Source organism: Methylobacterium sp. UNC300MFChir4.1, from assembly GCF_900110155.1.
Classification (GTDB): Bacteria; Pseudomonadota; Alphaproteobacteria; order Rhizobiales; family Beijerinckiaceae; genus Methylobacterium.
Genome location: NZ_FOCS01000024.1, coordinates 64,503 through 83,652 on the forward strand (window position 1 = coordinate 64,503; position 19,150 = coordinate 83,652).

The 19,150-nt window shown below is 72.2% G+C and carries 20 protein-coding genes; 12 read left to right on the top strand and 8 right to left on the bottom strand.

Annotated elements, in window-relative coordinates; translation table 11 throughout:
- Positions 1-292: 292 nt before the first annotated feature.
- Both BMY19_RS24815 and BMY19_RS24820 read right to left on the bottom strand, forming a co-directional pair.
- Positions 293-1,252, bottom strand: a complete 960-nt coding sequence (locus tag BMY19_RS24815) for a molybdopterin-dependent oxidoreductase (protein WP_100253263.1) — start codon at positions 1,250-1,252, stop codon at positions 293-295.
- Positions 1,249-2,109 (bottom strand): cytochrome b/b6 domain-containing protein, encoded by an 861-nt coding sequence (locus BMY19_RS24820; RefSeq protein ID WP_100253264.1) that lies wholly within the window; start codon positions 2,107-2,109, stop codon positions 1,249-1,251. Before BMY19_RS24820 ends, BMY19_RS24815 begins: the two co-directional genes overlap by 4 nt.
- 320 nt (positions 2,110-2,429) lie before the next feature.
- Between BMY19_RS24820 and BMY19_RS24825 the strand changes: the two genes are divergently transcribed.
- From BMY19_RS24825 to coaA, 3 genes are all read left to right on the top strand, one after another.
- A complete protein-coding gene (locus BMY19_RS24825) occupies positions 2,430-3,377 on the top strand; it encodes an aspartate carbamoyltransferase catalytic subunit (RefSeq protein ID WP_026605274.1) in 948 nt (315 codons plus the stop codon).
- Positions 3,378-3,519: 142 nt separating this feature from the next.
- On the top strand, positions 3,520-3,843 hold the full coding sequence (locus BMY19_RS24830) for a phosphoribosyl-ATP diphosphatase (protein WP_020095338.1): 324 nt from the start codon (positions 3,520-3,522) through the stop codon (positions 3,841-3,843).
- Complete coding sequence (gene coaA, locus BMY19_RS24835; RefSeq protein ID WP_100253265.1) at positions 3,840-4,829, top strand: type I pantothenate kinase; 990 nt, start codon at positions 3,840-3,842, stop codon at positions 4,827-4,829. The genes BMY19_RS24830 and coaA overlap by 4 nt, the downstream gene beginning before the upstream one ends.
- A 163-nt stretch (positions 4,830-4,992) precedes the next feature.
- On the opposite strand, the gene thpR is transcribed toward coaA, so the two are convergent.
- Together thpR and BMY19_RS24845 are read right to left on the bottom strand one after the other, a co-directional pair.
- Positions 4,993-5,532, bottom strand: a complete 540-nt coding sequence (thpR, locus tag BMY19_RS24840; RefSeq protein ID WP_100253266.1) for an RNA 2',3'-cyclic phosphodiesterase — start codon at positions 5,530-5,532, stop codon at positions 4,993-4,995.
- The gene (locus BMY19_RS24845) at positions 5,532-6,143 is read right to left on the bottom strand and encodes an arylesterase (protein ID WP_100253267.1); all 612 of its coding nucleotides are present in this window, start codon (positions 6,141-6,143) and stop codon (positions 5,532-5,534) included. The genes thpR and BMY19_RS24845 overlap by 1 nt, the downstream gene beginning before the upstream one ends.
- A 222-nt stretch (positions 6,144-6,365) precedes the next feature.
- Between BMY19_RS24845 and BMY19_RS24850 the strand changes: the two genes are divergently transcribed.
- Both BMY19_RS24850 and BMY19_RS24855 read left to right on the top strand, forming a co-directional pair.
- A complete protein-coding gene (locus BMY19_RS24850; RefSeq protein ID WP_085986741.1) occupies positions 6,366-7,049 on the top strand; it encodes an ABC transporter ATP-binding protein in 684 nt (227 codons plus the stop codon).
- A complete protein-coding gene (locus BMY19_RS24855) occupies positions 7,049-9,625 on the top strand; it encodes an ABC transporter permease (protein ID WP_100253268.1) in 2,577 nt (858 codons plus the stop codon). Before BMY19_RS24850 ends, BMY19_RS24855 begins: the two co-directional genes overlap by 1 nt.
- A 160-nt stretch (positions 9,626-9,785) precedes the next feature.
- Here the strand turns inward: BMY19_RS24855 and BMY19_RS24860 are convergent, their stop codons facing one another.
- Positions 9,786-10,109 (bottom strand): hypothetical protein, encoded by a 324-nt coding sequence (locus BMY19_RS24860; protein ID WP_056531185.1) that lies wholly within the window; start codon positions 10,107-10,109, stop codon positions 9,786-9,788.
- Positions 10,110-10,270: 161 nt separating this feature from the next.
- Between BMY19_RS24860 and BMY19_RS24865 the strand changes: the two genes are divergently transcribed.
- The 3 genes from BMY19_RS24865 (at position 10,271) to BMY19_RS24875 (ending at position 13,054) form a co-directional block, all read left to right on the top strand.
- Complete coding sequence (locus BMY19_RS24865) at positions 10,271-10,858, top strand: PAS domain-containing protein (RefSeq protein ID WP_020095345.1); 588 nt, start codon at positions 10,271-10,273, stop codon at positions 10,856-10,858.
- 425 nt (positions 10,859-11,283) lie between these two features.
- Positions 11,284-12,054, top strand: a complete 771-nt coding sequence (locus BMY19_RS24870) for a Bax inhibitor-1/YccA family protein (RefSeq protein ID WP_020095346.1) — start codon at positions 11,284-11,286, stop codon at positions 12,052-12,054.
- Positions 12,055-12,151: 97 nt separating this feature from the next.
- Complete coding sequence (locus tag BMY19_RS24875; RefSeq protein ID WP_100253269.1) at positions 12,152-13,054, top strand: dihydrodipicolinate synthase family protein; 903 nt, start codon at positions 12,152-12,154, stop codon at positions 13,052-13,054.
- 10 nt (positions 13,055-13,064) lie between these two features.
- Here BMY19_RS24875 and BMY19_RS24880 read toward each other — a convergent pair whose 3' ends face one another.
- On the bottom strand, positions 13,065-13,439 hold the full coding sequence (locus BMY19_RS24880) for a DUF2794 domain-containing protein (protein WP_020095348.1): 375 nt from the start codon (positions 13,437-13,439) through the stop codon (positions 13,065-13,067).
- A gap of 345 nt (positions 13,440-13,784) precedes the next feature.
- On the opposite strand from BMY19_RS24880, the gene bluB reads away from it, so the two are divergent.
- Together bluB and BMY19_RS24890 are read left to right on the top strand one after the other, a co-directional pair.
- Positions 13,785-14,423 carry a 5,6-dimethylbenzimidazole synthase gene (gene bluB / locus BMY19_RS24885; RefSeq protein ID WP_170863036.1) on the top strand — a complete coding sequence of 213 codons (639 nt, stop codon included), beginning with the start codon at positions 13,785-13,787 and terminating at the stop codon, positions 14,421-14,423.
- 229 nt (positions 14,424-14,652) lie between these two features.
- Positions 14,653-15,120 carry a L,D-transpeptidase gene (locus BMY19_RS24890; protein ID WP_234080996.1) on the top strand — a complete coding sequence of 156 codons (468 nt, stop codon included), beginning with the start codon at positions 14,653-14,655 and terminating at the stop codon, positions 15,118-15,120.
- Positions 15,121-15,132: 12 nt separating this feature from the next.
- Here BMY19_RS24890 and BMY19_RS24895 read toward each other — a convergent pair whose 3' ends face one another.
- Positions 15,133-15,441: a cupin domain-containing protein gene (locus BMY19_RS24895; protein WP_100253270.1), complete on the bottom strand. Its 309-nt coding sequence runs from the start codon at positions 15,439-15,441 to the stop codon at positions 15,133-15,135.
- A 239-nt stretch (positions 15,442-15,680) separates the two neighbouring features.
- On the opposite strand from BMY19_RS24895, the gene BMY19_RS24900 reads away from it, so the two are divergent.
- Positions 15,681-16,691, top strand: coding sequence for a 2-keto-3-deoxygluconate permease (locus BMY19_RS24900; RefSeq protein WP_020095352.1), 1,011 nt, complete (start codon positions 15,681-15,683; stop codon positions 16,689-16,691).
- Between the two features lie 19 nt (positions 16,692-16,710).
- Here BMY19_RS24900 and BMY19_RS31450 read toward each other — a convergent pair whose 3' ends face one another.
- Positions 16,711-16,989 carry a DUF1674 domain-containing protein gene (locus tag BMY19_RS31450; RefSeq protein ID WP_244535007.1) on the bottom strand — a complete coding sequence of 93 codons (279 nt, stop codon included), beginning with the start codon at positions 16,987-16,989 and terminating at the stop codon, positions 16,711-16,713.
- Between the two features lie 56 nt (positions 16,990-17,045).
- On the opposite strand from BMY19_RS31450, the gene BMY19_RS24910 reads away from it, so the two are divergent.
- The gene (locus BMY19_RS24910; RefSeq protein ID WP_170863037.1) at positions 17,046-18,425 is read left to right on the top strand and encodes an RsmB/NOP family class I SAM-dependent RNA methyltransferase; all 1,380 of its coding nucleotides are present in this window, start codon (positions 17,046-17,048) and stop codon (positions 18,423-18,425) included.
- Positions 18,426-19,150 lie beyond the last annotated feature (725 nt).

Sequence of the window (19,150 nt, forward strand, 5' to 3'; positions counted from 1 at the left end):
CTGCCCCTGACGGAGCCTGGGCGCGACGGACGAATTCTGTTCGAGATTCGCGTGGGACGTATGCCCGCCGTCGGGCCGGGGCCGCGCGCCGGGCACAAGTGGGTCACGGGCGGCGGGTTGTCAAATCGCGAGGTTGTTCGGGGGAGCCACTGCGCGGCACTTTTCGGGCCGGGTCCTGATCAGGTTCCGCGTCGCTCCACCTGTCCGGGGAAGAGGCCATGCAGGATGAAACGCGGCCCGGGCTCCAGCACGGAACTTGCCGCGTCAGCAGCTCAAAATCCCGTCAGTCGCCTCAGATCCCCGCGTACCACTCGTAGCCGCGGTCTTCCCAGTAGCCGCCGCTGCCCTGGCCGATCCCGGCGAGCGACTCCACCATCTCGACCCGCATCACGTACTTGGCCTGCTTGTAGCCGAGCTGGCGCTCGACCCGCAGCCGTAGGGGCGCGCCGTTCGAGACCGGCAGCGGCTTGCCGTTGAGGTCGTAGGCCAGGATCGTCTGCGGGTTGAAGGCGTCGTAGAGGTCGATGCTCTCGTAGTAGCGGATCGGGATCCCCGCCGGCTCGGGCTCCGGGGCCGGGCTGCCCTGGCCCCAATCGTCCTTGGGCGCGTCGGTGGCGGTGGCCGGGCCGCCCCAATCGTCGGCGGCGGCGAGCTGCACGTAAGCGTCGCGCACCGCGCCCGGATGGCTCGGGCGCCAGAGGGACGCGCCCTGGTTGCGCCCTCTGCCACCGCCCTTGGGACCGGCCTCGAACTCCAGCGTGTCGGCGCAGTGGAACACCGCGTAGCGCGCCTGCGGCTTCAGCCCGGCCTCCTTGAGCACCTCGGCGAGCGGCACGCCGCCCCATTGCCCGATGCAGCTCCAGCCCTCCACGCAATCGTGCCGGGTGATCTGGGTGCGCGACGGCAGGGCGCGCAGGTCCGCGAGGCTCAGCGACAGCGGGGTCTGGACCAGCCCGTCGACGGAGAGCTTGAAGTCCGAGAAGTTCCGCGCCGCCAGCGCCCGGTAGGCGCGGTCCGGCGGGTCGATCGTGCCGTTCGGCTTGAACCAGGGCGAGATCATCGAGGCCGGGAATTCCCGGGCCAGGGTCGTCGGCGACATCAGCAGGCGCTGGACGTATTCGTTGGCGTCCTCGCCGACCTTGAGGGTGCGCTGCCCCGTCTCGGTCCCGGCGAACTTGTCGCAGCCGGCCAGCAGCGCGGTGCCCATCAGGCCGGCGCCCGCGGTGAGGAGCTTGCGGCGGTGGAGGATCATCGCGCGGTCTCCCGGTCGCGGCCGAGGCTGAACCAGCCGGTGATCATGCCGCGCATGTTGTTGACGAGCCCGGAGACGACCACGAGCAGCACGTGGACCACCACGAACAGCACGATCAGCCCGGCGGCGATGAAGTGGACGCTGCGCGCCGATTGCCGGCCGCCGAACAGCTCGGTGAGCCACGGCCACGCGGCGTCCATCCCGGGCGACATGGCGAGCCCTGCGAGCACCATCGCGGGCAGCAGGCCGAGCACGAGGACGAGGTAGGTCAGCTTCTGGATGACGTTGTAGCGCTTGGCCTCGGTGCCCTCGGGGAAGCGCAGGAGCAGGTGCTCCTTCACGGAGCCGCCGAAGTCGCGGATCTGGTCGCCGTCGGGGATCAGGCGGCGGCGGAGCTGGCCCGAGAACAGGCCGTAGAGCAGGTAGACCGCCCCGTTGATCACGAGGAGCCACGCGAACAGGAAATGCCAGCGCCGCCCGGTGGCGAGGTCCTGGTTGGCCGGCAGCGTCGCCCAGGACGGGAAGGCGCGCTCCACCTCGGTGCCGCCCTCCCTCGACAGGCCGAGCACGCCGGTCGTGTCGAGGGTGTGGGAACCGACCGTCACGACGCCGCGGGTCGTGCCGTCGCGGCCGGGCTCGCTGGTGATGGCGAGCGACGGATTGTCGAAGGTCGAGACCGAACCCCAGTAGAGCGCCGGGTGGGCGTTGAAGATCTGCAGGCCGCTCATCAGCAGCACCAGCAGCACCGCGGCGTTGATCCAGTGCGCCAGCCGGATGACCAGCGGGTGGCGGTAGAACCAGCGGCGCCCCTGCCGGTCGACGGTCTCGGGGGCTTCGAGGGCAGGGGAGGCGGCCAAGCGTCTGGATCCCGGGCAAGCGGCGCGGGGTCGGGAGCGTACGAATCCCGACCGTTCGGGCAGATACGTGGCGCGGGGGCGGGCGGTTACCATCCGCCGGGAAAAAGGCCGCAGCCGCCTCTCGAAGTGCGACTGCGCCGATGGGCGCGCGCCGTCGATGACGGAGCGCGACGCGCCCCCTCCTGCCGCCGGACGGACAGCCTGGGCCTCGAACCTGTGACGCCCGCAGCCCCTGACGGAGCGAGCGTCATGACTGAACCGGGATGAGCGCCGAACAGCCTTGCCCCCCGGGCGCGCCGCACCTACACCCGGGCCTCATCATGACGACGCCTCCGACCCCGGCCTTCCCGCACCGGCACCTCCTCGGCATCGAGGGCCTGACCCGGCCCGACATCGAGGGGCTGCTCGACGCCGCCGAATCCGCCGTCGACATCTCGCGGCAGGTGGAGAAGAAGCGCACGACCCTGCGGGGCCGCACGCAGATCAACCTGTTCTTCGAGCCCTCGACGCGGACGCAATCGTCCTTCGAGCTCGCCGGCAAGCGGCTCGGCGCCGACGTCATGAACATGTCGGTGGCCTCGTCCTCGGTGAAGAAGGGCGAGACCCTGATCGACACCGCCGCGACGCTCAACGCCATGCGGCCCGACATCATCGTGGTCCGTCACGAATCGGCGGGCGCCGTTCACCTGCTCGCCCGCAAGGTCGACTGCGCGGTGGTCAATGCCGGCGACGGCGCCCACGAGCACCCGACCCAGGCCCTTCTCGACGCGCTCACCATCCGCCGCAACAAGGGCCGGATCGAGGGCCTGCAGGTGGCGATCTGCGGCGACGTCCTGCACTCGCGGGTGGCGCGCTCCAATATCATCCTGCTCCAGGCCATGGGCGCGCGGGTCCGCCTGATCGCGCCCTCGACGCTGCTGCCCTCCGGGATCGAGCGCTTCGGCGTCGAGACCTTCACGGACATGCGCAAGGGCCTCGTCGGCTGCGACATCGTGATGATGCTGCGCCTCCAGCGGGAGCGCATGAACGGCTCGTTCGTCCCGTCCGTGAAGGAGTATTTCCGCTACTTCGGCCTCGACGGCGAGAAGCTGGCGCTCGCCAAGCCCGACGCCCTGGTGATGCATCCGGGGCCGATGAACCGCGGCGTCGAGATCTCCTCCGAGATCGCCGACGGGGCGCAGTCGCTGATCCGCGAGCAGGTCGAGATGGGCGTCGCCGTCCGCATGGCCGTGCTGGAAGCGCTGGCGCGGCACCTGCCGAACGGGTGAACCCAAGACAACGGGTGATCCCCAGACAAAGCCGGGCGGCCTTCACCCGCTCCGCTTGCCCGCCGAGCGGCCGTGGCGCAGTTTCCTGCCGAAATCCGGTCCTGATCTGTATAAGGGGCCGTCGCAACATGCAGATCGCTTCATGACCGCCTACACGCTCGCCGACCTCGCCGCCCTCGTGGCGAGCCGTGCCGGGACCGATCCGGCCACCTCCTACACGGCCAAGCTCCTGTCCGAGGGCCCCGCCAAGGCGGCCAAAAAGCTCGGCGAGGAGGCGGTGGAGGCGGCGATCGCGGCCGTGCAGGGCGACAAGACCGGCCTGCGGAACGAGGCCGCCGACGTGCTCTACCACCTCGTCGTGCTGCTCCGGGCGGGTGGGGTCGAGCTGGATGCCGTCATGGCGGAACTGGAGCGTCGCACCGCCCAGAGCGGCATCGCCGAGAAGGCCGCGAGGCGCCACGCGTGAACGCGGCCGCGCTGCCGGGCTCGGTCGAGGCGATCCTCGAAGCGTCCGACCGGCTCTCGCCGTATCGCCGCTTCAACCGCGAGGAATGGGCGCAGCTGCGCGCCGACACGCCGCTCACCCTCAACCAGGAAGACCTGGAGCGGCTGCAATCGATCAACGACCCGATCTCGGTCGAGGAGGTGGTGGCGATCTACCTGCCGCTGTCCCGTCTGCTCGCCCTGTACGTCGCGGCGACGCAGGGCCTGTTCAAGGCGACGCAGCGCTTCCTGCTGGCCGAGCGCGAGACCAAGGCGCCCTACATCATCGGGCTCGCCGGGTCGGTGGCGGTGGGCAAGTCCACGACCGCCCGCATCCTGACCGCCCTGCTGGCGCGCTGGCCCAACACCCCCAAGGTCGACCTCGTCACCACCGACGGGTTCCTGCTGCCCAACGCCGAGCTCGCCGCCAACGGGCTGATGGAGCGCAAGGGTTTCCCGGAGAGCTACGACACCGCCGCGCTGCTGCGCTTCCTCCACGACGTGAAGGCCGGCCACAAGCGCGTCACCGCGCCGCTCTACTCGCACCTCGTCTACGACCGGGTGCCCGGCGAGGAGCGGGTGGTGGAGAGCCCCGACATCCTGATCGTCGAGGGCCTGAACGTGCTCCAGCCGGCGCGGCTGCCGCGGGACGGGACCGCGATCCCGTTCGTGTCCGACTTCTTCGACTTCTCGATCTATCTCGACGGCCACGAGGACGACCTGCACCGCTGGTACGTCACGCGCTTCATGAAGCTGCGGCAGACGGCGTTCCGCGACCCGCGCTCGTATTTCCGGAAATACGCCGAGATCGCCGAGACCGAGGCTCTGGACATCGCCGACCGGCTCTGGACGACGATCAACCTGCCGAACCTGCGCGAGAACATCGTGCCGACCCGCCAGCGGGCGAGCCTGATCCTCACCAAGGGCGCGAGCCACCGGATCGAGAGCGTGGCCCTGCGGCGGCTGTAGGCCGGTTCGGGACGATCGCGCGATCGGCCCGCATGAAGACTGAACCTTCGTCATCACGAGCGACGCGAAGTGACCCAGGGCCGCGCGACGTTCGGGGCGATGTCGCCGACTCTGGATTGCTTCGCTTCGCTCGCAAGGACGTGAACGACCGAGCCCAGGCGCATCACGCGAACGGGAACTCCGCCTCCGCCACGTACGGACCGCCACCGGTCGAGTCCCGCGCCGAGAACAGCGTCACCCGGTCCGACGTGTAAGTCAGCGGCGCGAAGACCGGCGCCTGCGACAGGTACATCGCCGCCGCCTCCGGCGTGGCGTCGCGCCGGAGGCGCGCCAGGGTCACGTGCGGGGTGAATTTCCGCCGCTCCGGCTCGACCCCGGCCCGGCGCACGAGCCGCTCCTGCTCGGCCTGGAGATCCGTCAACCCCGCCTCCGGCACCACCGAGGCGTAGAGCGCCCGCGGCCTGTCGCCGCCGAAGATGCCGAGGCCGTCGAGCGTCACCGTCAGGGCCGGGCGGACCCGCATCTCGGACAGCGCCTCCACCACGTCGTCGGCCGTGGTCGCGTCGACGTCGCCGATGAACCGCAGGGTCACGTGGAAGTCGCCGGGCTCGATCCAGCGGGCCCCGGGCAGGCCGCCCTGCCAGGCCCTGAGCGCGTCGGCGATCGCGGGCGGCACGGCGAGGCCGGTGAACAGGCGCGGCACTACCGCGACGCCCCCTGCCGGAGGCCCCCCAGGAAACCCTCCACCGTCGGCAGCATGCGGGAAGCGATGGTCTCCACGCCCTGCCGGTTCGGGTGGATCATGTCGTCGAGGTGCTGCGCCCGGTCGCCGATGATCCCGTCGAGGAAGAACGGGTAGAGGGTCAGGCCGTAGCGCTCGGCGAGCGCCGGGTAGATCGCGTCGAACCGGGCCTTGTAGTCGGGTCCGAGATTGGGCGCGGCCTGCATGCCGGCGAGCAGGACCGGGATGCCCCGGGCCTTCAGCCGCTCGATGATCGCCGAGAGCGCGCCCTCGGTGACCTTCGGGTCGGTGCCGCGCAGCATGTCGTTGGCGCCGAGTTCGAGGATCACGCCCGCGGTCCCGTCCGGGACCGACCAGTCGACCCGGTCGAGGCCGCCCGTGGCGGTGTCGCCGGAGACGCCGGCATTGGCGACCGTCACGTCCGCGCCCCTGGCCTTGAGCAGGCGCTCCAGCACGGTCGGGAAGGCGGCGTCGGCCGGGAGCTTGTAGCCCGCAGTCAGGCTGTCGCCGAGGGCGACGAGCTTGACCGGCCCGCCGGGCGCGGCCCGCGCTCCCGGCGCGACGGCTGTCATGAAAGGGACCATCAGGAGCGCTAGCGCTGCGGCATACAGGGCCGTGCGCCGGAACACGGCGCGCGCGTCATGGCGCGGCCCCAATGCCGAACCCATATCGCGGTGCACCCGCGGCCCGTAGAGCCAAGATCGAAGCCGAAGGGATCGACCCCACGTGAGGACCTCGCGCGCCATGCTCGTCATCGCCCACAGATCGGCTCACCGGTGAGCCAAGGCAAGGTGCTGCGCGAGCCCGCGATCGCGCTGTCGGACATCGATCTCAGCCTCGGCCGCGGCGCCGCCCGCGTCCACGTCCTGCGCGGCATCTCGCTGAATGTCGACCGCGGCGAGGCGGTCGGCCTCGTCGGCCCGTCCGGCTCCGGTAAGTCGACGCTGCTGATGGTCATGGCCGGGCTGGAGCGGCCCGATTCCGGCGGCGTCGTCATCGAGGACACCGATCTCGTCCGCCTCGACGAGGACGCCCTCGCCCGGTTCCGCGGCCGGCGGATCGGCATCGTGTTCCAGGCCTTCCATCTCGTGCCGACCATGACGGCGCTCGAGAACGTGGCCCTTCCGCTCGAACTCGCCGACCGGCCCGGCGCCCTGGAGCGGGCACGCGCCGAGCTGGAGGCGGTCGGCCTCGGGCACCGGCTGCACCATTACCCGGCGCAGCTCTCCGGCGGCGAGCAGCAGCGGGTCGCCATCGCCCGGGCGGTCGCCCCCGACCCGGCGATCCTGGTCGCCGACGAGCCCACCGGGAACCTCGACGAGGCCACCGGCCGCCAGATCGTCGACCTGCTGTTCCGGCTGAAACGGGACCGCGGCGCGACGCTGGTCCTCGTCACCCACGACAACGGCCTCGCCCGCCTGTGCGACCGCACCGTGCGCCTGCGCTCGGGGCGGATCGAGGAGGCGGTGACCGCCTGATGCACGGCACGATTACCCGCCCCGACCCCGCGCCCCGCCGGATCCCGCTCACCCTGCGCCTCGCGCTGCGCGAGTTGCGGGCCGGGCTCAACGGCTTCGCGGTGTTCCTCGCCTGCATCGCGCTGGGCGTCATGGCCATCGCGGGCGTGGCGTCGATCTCGCGCTCGCTGTCCGACGGGCTGGGCCGGGAGGGCCGGCGCATCCTCGGCGGCGACCTCGCCTTCAACCTCATCAACCGCGAGGCGACCGACGCGGAGAGGCAGGCGCTGGCGCGCGAAGGCCGCCTCGACATCGTCGCCTCCCTGCGGGCCATGGCGGTGGCGGGCAGCGGCGACGCGGCCCTGGTCGAGCTGAAGGCCGTCGACCCCGCCACCTATCCGGCCGCCGGCGACCTCGCGACCGACCCGCCGGGCCGCCTCGCCGACCTGCTGGCGGAGCGCGACGGGGTGCCGGGGGCGCTCGCCGACCCGGCCCTGCTCACCCGCCTCGACGTCAAGGTCGGCGACCGGATCGCGCTCGCCGGGCACGACGTGGCGATCCGCGGCACCATCGTGTCCGAGCCCGACAAGATCGCCGGCGGCATCGGCTTCGGGCCGCGGCTGATGGTCTCCGAGCCGACGCTCCGCGCCACCGGCCTCGTCCAGCCCGGCAGCCTCAACCGCTGGAGCTACCGCCTCGTCCTGCCGCCCGGCACGCCGGACGCCGACCTCGACGCGGCGCAGGCCCGGATCCGCGCCGCCACCCCCGAGGCCGGCTGGGAGATCCGCTCGCGCACCAACGCCGACCCGCGCTTCGCCAAGAGCATCGAGCGCTTCACGCAGTTCCTGACCCTGGTGGGACTCACCGCGCTGATCGTCGGCGGCGTCGGGGTCGGCAACGCCGTCCACGCCTTCGTGGAGCGCAAGCGGCCCTCGATCGCGACGCTCAAGAGCGTCGGCGCGCCGGGCTCGCAGGTGGTCGCCCTGTACCTGACGCAGGTGATGCTGATCGCCGGCCTCGGCACCGGGATCGGCCTCGCGATCGGCGCGAGCCTGCCCTTCCTCCTCGACGCCCTGTTCTCCGCCGACCTGCCGCTGCCGCTGAACCCGACGCTCGCCCCCGGGGAGCTGGCGCTCGCGGCCGCCTACGGTCTGATCACGGCCTTCGCGTTCGCAATCACGCCGCTCGGCCGCGCCCACGACGTGCCGGTCTCCGGCCTGTTCCGCGACACGGTCGACCCGGCCCGCGTCAGCCCGCGCTGGCGCTACCGGATCTGGCTCGCCGTCAGCCTCGCGGCCCTGGTCGGCCTGTCGGTGGCGACCGCCTTCGACCGGCGCGTCGCGCTGATCTTCATCGCGGCGGCCGCCATCGCGTTCGGCCTGCTGCATCTGGTGGCGCTCGGCCTGATGGCGCTCGCCCGGCGCCTGCCGCACCCGCGCTGGCCGGCGCCCCGGATGGCGCTCGCCAACCTGCACCGGCCCGGTGCCCTGACGCCCGCCATCGTCCTGTCGCTCGGCCTCGGCGTGACGCTCCTCGTGACGCTCAGCCTGATCGACGCCAATGTCCGCCGCACGATCAGCGCGACCCTGCCGGCCCGGGCGCCGAACCTCTTCTTCCTGGACATTCCCTCGCGGGACGCCGCCCAGTTCCGCGAGTTCCTGGCGCGCTCGGCCCCGAGCGGAAAGATCGAGGACGTGCCGATGATGCGCGGCCGGATCGTCGCCCTGAACGGCGTGCCGGCGAGCAAGATCCGCCCCCCGGAAGACGCCGCCTGGGTGCTCGACGGCGACCGGGGCATCACCTACGCCGACACGGTGCCGGACGGCTCCAGCCTCACCGAGGGCGCGTGGTGGAGCCCGGAGCAGGGCGCGAAGCCGCTGGTCTCCTTCGAGGCCGACCTCGCCCGCCAGCTCGGCCTGAAGCTCGGCGACACCGTGACGGTGAACGTGCTCGGGCGCGACCTCACCGCGACGATCTTCAACCTGCGCCGGGTGGAGTGGCGCAACCTCGGCATCAACTTCGTGATGGTGTTCTCGCCGGGCACCTTCCGGGGCGCGCCGCATTCCGACCTCGCGACGCTGACCCTGCCCGGCGGCACCGACGCTTCCGCCGAGAACCGCATCCTGCGCGACGTCGCCAAGACCTTCCCGTCGGTGAGCGCCGTGCGGGTGAAGGACGCCCTGGACGCCATCGGCGACCTCGTCGGCCGGCTGGTCCTGGCGATCCGGGGGGCGAGCGCCGTGGCGGTGCTGGCGAGCCTGTTTGTGCTGGCCGGCGCCATCGCGGCCGGGCACCGGGCGCGGCTCTACGACGCCGTCGTGCTCAAGGTGCTGGGCGCGAGCCGGGCGCGGCTGCTGACCGCCTACGCCCTCGAATACGCCGCGCTGGGGCTCGCCACGGCGCTGTTCGGCCTCCTGGCCGGGACGCTCGCCGGCTGGGTGATCGTCGCCAAGGTCATGCACCTCGACTTCCGCCTCGACCTGTCGGGCGCGCTGGTCGCGGCCGTGGCCGCGGTGGCGCTGGCGATCCTCCTCGGGCTCGTCGGTACGTGGCGGATCCTGGGTCAGAAGCCGGCGCCGTATCTCCGGCAGGCCTGACGGAGGCCGATCCCGCAGGCTCCGTATCCGGTTCAGCCCCCGCGGAGGCCGCGATCGAGGCCGTCGAGAGCGGCGGACCGCGCCCGGCCGGAGACGGTCCGGCGGGATATCGAAGCCCTCGGTCCGTGGGGGAGGGGCTTCCAACCGTCGGACCCCGCGCTCACGGGTCGCCGCGCTCCGCATTCTCCGCGGTGCGCGCGCATGCCTCGGTCGGTTCGGGGCCGACCAGAGCTTGGACCGCCTCACCGAATCGCCTCCGCGCCGCGGGATCGAGTCGGCGCAGGTGGACCCCGACCAGCATCAGCAGCCGCTCCGTCTCCCGCTCGATGGCCGGACGGTCCACAGATCCGCAGTGATCGGAACCGTAGAACGCCTCGATCGGCAAATCGAGAGACTGCGCAATCCTGTTCAGCGCGCGCGCGGCGGAGGATTCCACCTTCCGGTCAGCAATCGTCCGCAGGAATTCGAGTCCGTTCTCATCCATGGCGGCCCCTCGAATCACTCGCGACGGGGGAAAATTTCCCAACCATGACAAGAGGTGCCCCCGTGAAGGGGTATTCGCAAGTGAACTCTTTGTCATTCCGCCGGAAGATTGGTACGGAGCTAGACATTCGAGCTTCGAGCGGCCCGGGGGGACCGTCCACCATGCGCATCAACGTCATCGATGGCTACGCGGAGAACGCCGACCGTCTCCGGGCGGCTCTCGAAGCCTCGTGCGTTGTGGGAGCCTGGGAGTGGGACCACGTTCGCGGCGTGGTCGTCTACGACGCGGGCGCGGCCCGGTTGCTGACCGGCAATCCCGACCTTGCCGACCGTCCGATCAACGGGCCGATGGCTCTGGCCGCGGTACATCCCGAGGACATGACGTGGTTGATGGACCACATGCTCCGGGCCGTCCGGTCGAGCGGACTGGTCCTTGCCGAGTACCGCGTGTTCAAGGCGGACGGCACCGTGCGCTGGCTCCTCAGCCGGGGGCGGACCCATCGGAACGAGGACGGCGAGCCGCAGCGCTCGCACGGCATCCTGATGGACATCACCGAGATCCGCGACGGCGGCGACCGCTACGTGGTCGGCAGGCCCATGGCGGGCGGCGACCCGCTGGAGCGGGCGGCCGACCTCGCCGTCGCGCTCAAGGAGACGCTCACCGACGACATGCCCGCGGAGGTGCGGGCGGCCGCCGACCTGATGCTGCTGGGTCTGGGCCGTGCCCTGGCCCGCCGGATGACGCACTGAACCGCCCCTCCCGGGCCGCCCAGATCCCGCGCGCCGGAGAGCGGATCTTCGAGGCTGCGGACCCGCCTTGCAGGCACGAACCCGCCGGGATTCGGCGGTCCGGACCGGAGAAACCGGGGCGCATGCGGACGCACGTGGCATAAGGAAGCCGTTAAGACTTCGCGCGGGCGCATCGAAACGCCTGGACGGCGGCAACCGTCAGTCGAACAACCCGACGACGGAGCGGAATGCATTTTAATCCCGGCCCAGATGGACAAAAATACATCCGCCGGACACGGAAAAGCGGCCCCGGAACCGTGGCCGGGGACTTGTGTCGCGGCTTCGGGCGCAACATATTCCGGACCGAGGCGCCAGCCCGGCGCCAGAGGTCCTGCGTGGGCCTCGACCGAACACCACGCTGAGAGAGCCTCCGCAAGGAAACTCCCATGGCATTCGAGAACAGCCCCTTCCGGTACGGCGCCCAGCAGCCGACCGGCTACGCCGGCACCCAGGTCGAGGTCGATCAGGGCCTGCGCACCTTCATGCTCGGCGTCTACAACAACATGATCGTCGGGCTCGGCATCTCGGGTCTCGTCGCGCTCGGCCTGAACATGGCCTCCGTGGCGGCCTACCAGGGCACCCGCCCGATCCTGACCCCGTTCGGTCAGACCCTCTACCTCAGCCCGCTGAAGTGGGTCCTGATGCTCGCCCCGCTGGCGTTCATCTTCGTCTTCTCCATGCGGATGGACCGGATGTCGGCCTCGTCCGCCCGGACGATGTTCTGGGCCTTCGCGGCGGTGATGGGCGCCTCGATGTCCTCGCTCCTCCTGGTGTTCACCGGGGGCAGCGTGGTGCAGGTGTTCTTCATCACGGCGGCTGCCTTCGGCTCGCTCAGCCTGTGGGGCTACACCACCCGGCGCAGCCTCTCCGGCATGGGCTCGTTCCTGATGATGGGCCTGATCGGCATCATCCTCGCGTCGCTGGTGAACATCTTCTTCGCCTCGTCGGCCCTCCAGTTCGCCATCTCGGTGCTGGGCGTGCTGATCTTCGCGGGCCTGACCGCCTACGACACCCAGAAGCTCAAGGAGATGTATCTCTACGGCGGCTTCGACGGCGAGATGGCGGCCAAGATGTCGGTGAACGGCGCCCTGACGCTCTATCTCGACTTCATCAACATGTTCCAGTTCCTGCTGAGCCTGATCGGCGACCGCCGATAAGCCAGCCCGAGCAAGACGGGACGAGGGAACCCCGGCGGGACACCGCCGGGGTTTCTTTTTGCCTGGCCGCCGCGCGCGGATGCGCTAGGCTCGAGCCATGCCAGCGCTTCTTGACCTCTCCGGCCTCTCCGCTTTCCCAATCACCCCGAGCGACGCAGACGGCCGCGTCGACGCGGAAGCGCTGCGCCGGTTGCTGGAGCCCCTGGCGGCCGCCGGGGTCGACTCGATCGGCCTCCTCGGCAGCACCGGGACCTACGCGTACCTGAGCCGCGAGGAGCGGCGCCGGGCGGTGGCGATCGCCGCCGAGGCCGTGGCCGGACGGGTCCCGCTCCTCGTCGGCATCGGCGCCCTGCGCACCGACGAGGCCGTCCGCCTCGCGCAGGACGCGCGGGCGGCCGGCGCGGATGCCGGGCTCCTCGCCCCCGTCTCGTACACGCCGCTCACCGAGGCGGAGGTCGAGGCGCATTTCGCGACCGCAGGGGAGGCGGGCGGCCTGCCCCTCGTCCTCTACGACAACCCCGCGACCACGCATTTCCACTTCACGCCGGCGCTGATCGGCCGGATCGCCCGCCAGCCCGGGATCGTGGCCGCCAAGTGCGCCGCACCGGAGCCGGCGCGGGCCGCCGCCGGGATCGCGGCCCTGCGGGAGGCCGTCCCGGCGGGCTTCCCCATCGGGTTCAGCGGCGACTGGAACGTCACCGAGGCGCTGATCGCCGGCGGCGCGGCGTGGTTCAGCGTGGCGGGCGGCCTGTTCCCCCGGACCTGCCTGGCGATCGTCCGGGCCGTGGCGGCGGGCGAGACCGAGCGGGCCCGCGCCCTCAACGCCGAGTTGGAGCCCCTCTGGAGGCTGTTCCGGACCCATTCCAGCCTGCGGGTGGTCTACGCCCTGGCCGATCTCATGGGCCTGTGCCGCGTCGAGCCGCCGCGGCCGATCCGGCCCCTGGCGCCGGAGGCGGTGGCCGAGATCGCCGCGACCGTCCGGCGCCTGTCCCTGTCCTGAGCGGGCGCGGTCAGACCGCCGCCGGTGCCGGTTCCAGCACGGCGATCACCCGGGCGAGCTCGGTACCGCGCTTCAGGATCTGGCCGCTCGCGGCGACGACGGCGTAGGCCCCCTGGCGCCGGGCGAGCTTGGGATCCTTCTCGATGCGGTAGAGCGGCATTTCGGAGGAGCGCCGGTAGATCGAGAACACCGCCTTGTCGCGGCGGAAATCGAGGGCGTAGTCGCGCCACTCGCCCGCGGCGACCTGCCGGCCGTAGAGGTTGAAGATCGTGCGGAGCTCGTCCCGGTTGAAGGCGATCTGCGGAGGGGCCGCGCGGGCGGGGAAGGGGATGACATGGCCCGCCGCCTCGTCGGGCCTCGACCCGGCGCTCGTCCTCTCGGTCATCACGGCTCCCGTGCATCGATGCTTTGCCGGATGATGGGCCTCGCCGCCGCGGCCCGCAAGGGTCGCGCACGCCGTGTCCCGCGAGACACGCCCAAGCGACAAAAAACACGGTTTGGCCCGATTCACGCCTTTTGCAGGCCGCGTTGCGGCGCGACAACAGGCGTCGAACCTCGCCGGGTTCTGCCCGGTCGGCGACCGACACCCAGCTCCCCAGCCATCGGTCGCCGCTCGGGATCCCAGGATCCGGCACTCCGAGGTTTCGAGACCCAAGACTTCAGGCCGCCCCTCGGGCGGCCTTTTTTCCGTTTCCCGTCGGGCCGGGGTTGCGGCTATGCCAGCCGCATCATGGGCCCGCCCGCCTTCGACGCCGCCTTCCTGCACGACCTCGACGCGCTGTTCGCGTGGCGCCGCGACGTGCGCCGCTTCCGGACGGATCCGGTCGACGAGGACGTCCTGCGCGCCTGCCTCGCGGCGGCCCACCGGGCCCCCTCGGTCGGCAACAGCCGGCCCTGGCGCTTCGTGCGGGTCGCGGATCCGGGACGCCGCCGCGCGGTCGCGGAGAACTTCGCCGGCTGCAACGAAGCCGCGGCCGCGGGCTACGCGACCGATCGGGCTGCGCAGTACCGCGGCCTGAAGCTCGCCGGCCTGCGGGAGGCGCCGGTCCATCTGGCCGCCTTCTGCGACGCGGCCACCGAGACCGGCCTCGGCCTCGGCCGGGCCAGCATGCCCGAGACCCTGGCCTACTCGGTCGTGGGGGCGGTGCAGTGTTTCTGGCTCGCCGCCCGGGCCCGCGGCCTCGGCGTCGGCTGGGTCTCGATCCTGGAGCCGGAGGCGGTCACGGCGATCCTGGCCGTGCCGGAGACGTGGCGGCTCGTGGCCTATCTCTGCGTCGGCTACCCGATGGAGGAGCATCTCGACCCGGAACTGGAGCGCCACGGCTGGCAGTCGGAGGACCGGCGCGGGAGCGAACTCCACGAGCGCTGAGACGCGCGCGGAGCGGCGGCCCCGCCGCGCGGCAACGGCCCGTATCACTCTGGTTCGTGGTTGCTCTTTTACCGTGCCCCGCGGATCCGCAGAATGACCCCGCGTCAACCATAGCTTTTCTCGGAACGGTAAGCTCGGCCGGAGATTACTTGCCCGCGTCTAGTCTAGCTTTGCGAGGATCGCGGTGATGTCGGGTCGGGTGGCGGCTCTATTCGGTTTGGCCGGCGCGATGCTGGCCGGTTGTTTCCAGGCGGCGCAGGCGCGCGAGATCGTCCCCTTCGCCAACGGCGTCGCGCCGGGTTCGGTGGTGATCAGCGTGTCGCAGCGCAAGCTCTACCTGGTGAACGGCGACGGCACGGCGATCCGCTATCCCGTGGCGGTGGGCCGTCCCGGCAAGCAGTGGTTCGGCATCAAGCCGATCGACGGCAAGTACGTCGCCCCCGCCTGGTCGCCCCCCGCGGAGGTGAAGCGCGACAACCCGCGGTTGCCGAACCTCATCGCGGGCGGCTCGCCGCACAATCCCATGGGGGCGGCGGCGATGACGCTCGCGGGCGGCGAGTACGCGATCCACGGCACCAACCGGCCGAACTCGGTGGGCACCTACGCGTCCTACGGCTGCATCCGGATGTACAATCAGGACGTGGTCGACCTCTACGCGCGGGTCGATGTCGGCACGCAGGTCTACATGACCCACTGAGGCCCGCCGGCCTCACCCGGCCGGCGGGGCGGTCGCCTCGACGGCCGTGAAGGTCTCCAGGATCCGGTAGGTGTGCGCCGCGCCGGCCGGCACGCAGTAGGAATCGCCCGGCGCGAGCGCCACGGTCTCGCCCTCCAGCACGAGCTCGGCCCGGCCGCTGACGACGTAGCCGACCGTCTCGTGCGCCGAGGTGGTCATCGGCTTGTCGGCGTTGGGCTCCTCGGCCCGCCACATCCGCATGCCGAGGCGCTCGCCGCGGGCGAGGTGGATCTCGCCGTGCGGGCCCGCGGCCGCGCTCCGGGCCGATACTGTCGTCGCCATCGTCGCCTCCCTCCGGTGAACCTCGCCAACGGGGCCCGGCGTCCGACGTTCCGCGCCCGACAGCGCGACACGTTCGGCAAGCCCCGCGCCGGCGCGCCGCTTGACGGTCCGCGCCGCGCCCCGACAGGATGACGCACCGGTCCGAGAGGCGCCCGACAGAGGCGCGGGCCGGCGCGGCGTGCGCGATCCCGCCCGGGTCCGGCGCGTCGGCGGACGACCCGGATCGGGAGGGACGCGCCATGCAGATCAAGGCGGCGATCGACAGGATTCCCGGCGGCCTGATGCTGGTGCCGCTCCTGCTCGGGGCCCTGTGCAAGACCTTCGCGCCGGGCGCCCCGGCCTATTTCAAGGGCTTCACGCAGGGGATCATGACCGGCGTGATCCCGATCCTGGCGGTCTGGTTCTTCTGCATGGGCGCCTCGGTCAGCCTGAAGGCGACCGGCACGGTGCTGCGCAAGTCCGGCACGCTGGTGGCGACCAAGCTCGTCGCCGCCTGGGCGATCGTGCTGGTGGCCGGGCTGTTCATCCCGCCCGAGGGCATCCAGACCGGCTTCTTCGCCGGCCTGTCGATCCTGGCGATCGTCTGCGCGATGGATATGACCAACGGCGGCCTCTACGCCTCGCTGATGCAGACCTACGGCAGCCGCGAGGAGGCCGGCGCCTTCATCCTGACCTCGATCGAGTCCGGCCCGCTGATGAGCATGATCATCCTCGGCGCCTCCGGGGCGGCGCATTTCGAGCCGCAGATCTTCGTGGGCGCGGTGCTGCCCTTCTTGGTCGGCTTCGCCCTCGGCAACCTCGACCCGAAGCTCCGGGCCCTGTTCGCGCCCGGCGGCCAGCTGATGATCCCGTTCTTCGCCTTCGCGCTGGGGAACACGGTCGACCTCAACAACCTGCTCTCGCCGCTCGCGGGGCTCGGCATCGTGCTGGCGCTCGCGGTGATCGTCCTGACCGGCATCCCGCTGATCCTGGCCGACCGGGCGATCGGGGGCGGGACGGGCACGGCCGGCTTGGCCGCCTCCTCCACCGCCGGGGCGGCGGCCGCCAACCCGCTGGCGATCGCCGCCGTCGCCCCGCAATTCGCCCCCTCGGCGCAGACCGCCACCGTGCTGGTGACGATCTGCATCATCGTCACCTCGATCCTCGTGCCGATCCTGACCGGGCTCTGGTACCGGCGCTTCGGGGCTGGCGTGGCCGAGGCCCGGGCCGAGGAAGAGGCCGGCGCGCCGCTGGCGGTCCCGGCCGAGTAGGCGCCCCGCGGCGGGTCCCTCAGAAGTCGACCGCGAGGCCCTTCACCTCCCAGTCGTCGTAGCGGACCGGGTCCAGGCCGCCGCGTCCCTGGCGCTCGGGCTTGGCGCTGATCTCGGCGGCCCGGGCGTCGATCGCCGCGCGGCGCTCGGCGGCCTCGGCGAGGGCGCGCTGCGCCGCCGGGCTGAGGATGCGGGGCGGGGCGGCGCCGTCTCCGGCCTCCGCGGCCGGTTCCTGTCGGTGCGGGTCCTGTCGGTGCGGGTCCTGTCGGTGCAGGTCTCGTGCGGTCGGCTCTTGCATCGCGCTCGCTCGGGTGTGAGGGCGTGGGTCGGGAAGACGTCGGATCTGGAGCAGAAGTGGCATCGCGGGACACAGGCCGCAACACGCGGAACGCAGCGGCACCGGGCGGGACCGGTCCGGACATCGCGGGACTGGGGGCGCGCCGCGCGGCGATGCAGGCGGTCGCGGCCCTGATCGGCCAGGAGCGCCCCCCCGCCCTCGACGACGCCCTCGCTCAGGCGATCCGCGCCGAGGCGCTGGCGCCGGCCGATGCCGGGCTGGCGCGGGCCATCGCGGTGGCGACCTTCCGCCGCTACGGGCTGATCCGGGCCGCCCTGGCCGCGCGGCTCGAGCGCGGGCTCCCGGCGGCCAAGCCGCAGCTCACTTCCCTTCTGGCCACCGCGACCGCCCAGATCCTCGACCTCGCGGTCCCCGACCACGCCGCGGTCGACCTCGCCGTGCGGCTCGCCAAGGCGGATACCCGCACGGCCCATCTCGCCGGGCTCGTCAACGCGGTGCTGCGCCGGGTCGCCCGCGAGCGCGACGCGATCCTGGCCGCGGACGCCGACGCCCTGGCGGTCAACACCCCGGACTGGCTCGCCCGCCGCTGGGTCGCGGCCTACGGGCCCGAGCGCGCGGCCGCGATCGCCCGCGCCCACCTCGCGGGGGCCGCCATCGACCTGACCCCGCGGGGCGAGCCCGCCGACTGGGCCGCGCGGCTCGGCGCCGTGACCCTGCCGACCGGCTCCCTGCGCCTGCCCGAGAACGGCCCGGCTATTCCCGAGCTGCCGGGCTTCCAGGAGGGAGCGTGGTGGGTCCAGGACGCCGCCGCGGCGTTGCCGGCCCGGCTCCTGGCGCCGCGGGACGGCACCCGCGTCCTCGACCTCTGCGCGGCGCCCGGCGGCAAGACCCTGCAGCTCGCCGCCACCGGCGCCCGGGTCACGGCGGTCGATCGGTCCGCACCGCGGCTGGAGCGCCTGCGCGAGAACGTCGCGCGGCTCGGCTTCGCCGTCGACGTCGTGGTCGCCGACGCCCTCGCCCTGGAGCCGCAGGACCACGACGCCGTGCTGCTCGACGCGCCGTGCTCGGCCACCGGGACGATCCGGCGCCATCCGGACGTGGCCTGGACGAAGGCCGAGGCCGATATCGGGCGGCTTGCCGCGCTCCAGGCGAAGCTCCTCGACCACGCGGCCGGGCTGGTGCGGCCGGGCGGCCTCCTCGTCTACTGCACCTGCTCGCTGGAGCCGGAAGAGGGCGAAGCGCAGGTGGCGGCGTTCCTGGCCCGCGATCCCCGCTACGCGCGGGTGCCGGTCCGGCCCGAGGAGGTCGGCGGCGCCGCGGCGCTGATCGACGACCGCGGCGACCTGCGCACGCTGCCGTGCCACCTGCCGGAGTTGGAGGGCGCCCGCGGCGGCCTCGACGGCTTCTTCGCGAGCCGCCTCCGGCGGGCGGACTGACCGGTCGCCCGCCTCCGCCCCGTCATTCCGGGGCGCCGCAGGCAAGCTCGGAACCCGGACCCGCCGACGGTGCGTTCCCGATCGTGTTGCAAAGGCCCGGAAGACAGGAGTCTGCCGGTCGGCACAGCCGCGCCGCGCCGCGACGCGATCCCTCTCTCGCACGGGAGAGGGACCTGCGCCCGACTCTCACATCGTTTCAGGGTCATGGGATCGATTCCGCCGTCCTCGCGAGCGGAGCGGAGCGGGCCAGGGTCGCGCCCCGCTCAATGACGTCGCGCAGCCCTGGGTCGCTTCGCTGCGCTCGCGATGACGAGAGGCGCGTCGACAGCGGCGCGCGGCTCGAATTACCTTGACAATGTTCCTATTTTGTGCTTCCTGACCGCACCTGTCCGCGGCGGCCCGGGAGCGATCCCGGGGCGTCCTTCGGGGGCCCGCCCGGTGGCTGACCGTGCGGGTCCGGGGACGGGGCGGCGCCCGCGTCGGTGGCTCTCAGCCGCCATCGACCCGGGCGACGGACCGGTGCGGGGCGTGCCTCGGACGCGGGCGTGAGACCGGGCGGCACTCTGCCCGGCGGGGTGAGGAAATGCCCCCGCGCCGACCCGCCTCTGGGCCGACCCTGAGCGACCTGCGGACCCGCCCACTACGAGGCGGGGGACGGCTGGAAGGCCACGGCGCCGATGCGGGTTCCGGAGGTGCGGGCACGGCGTGCGAGTACGGCGTGCCTG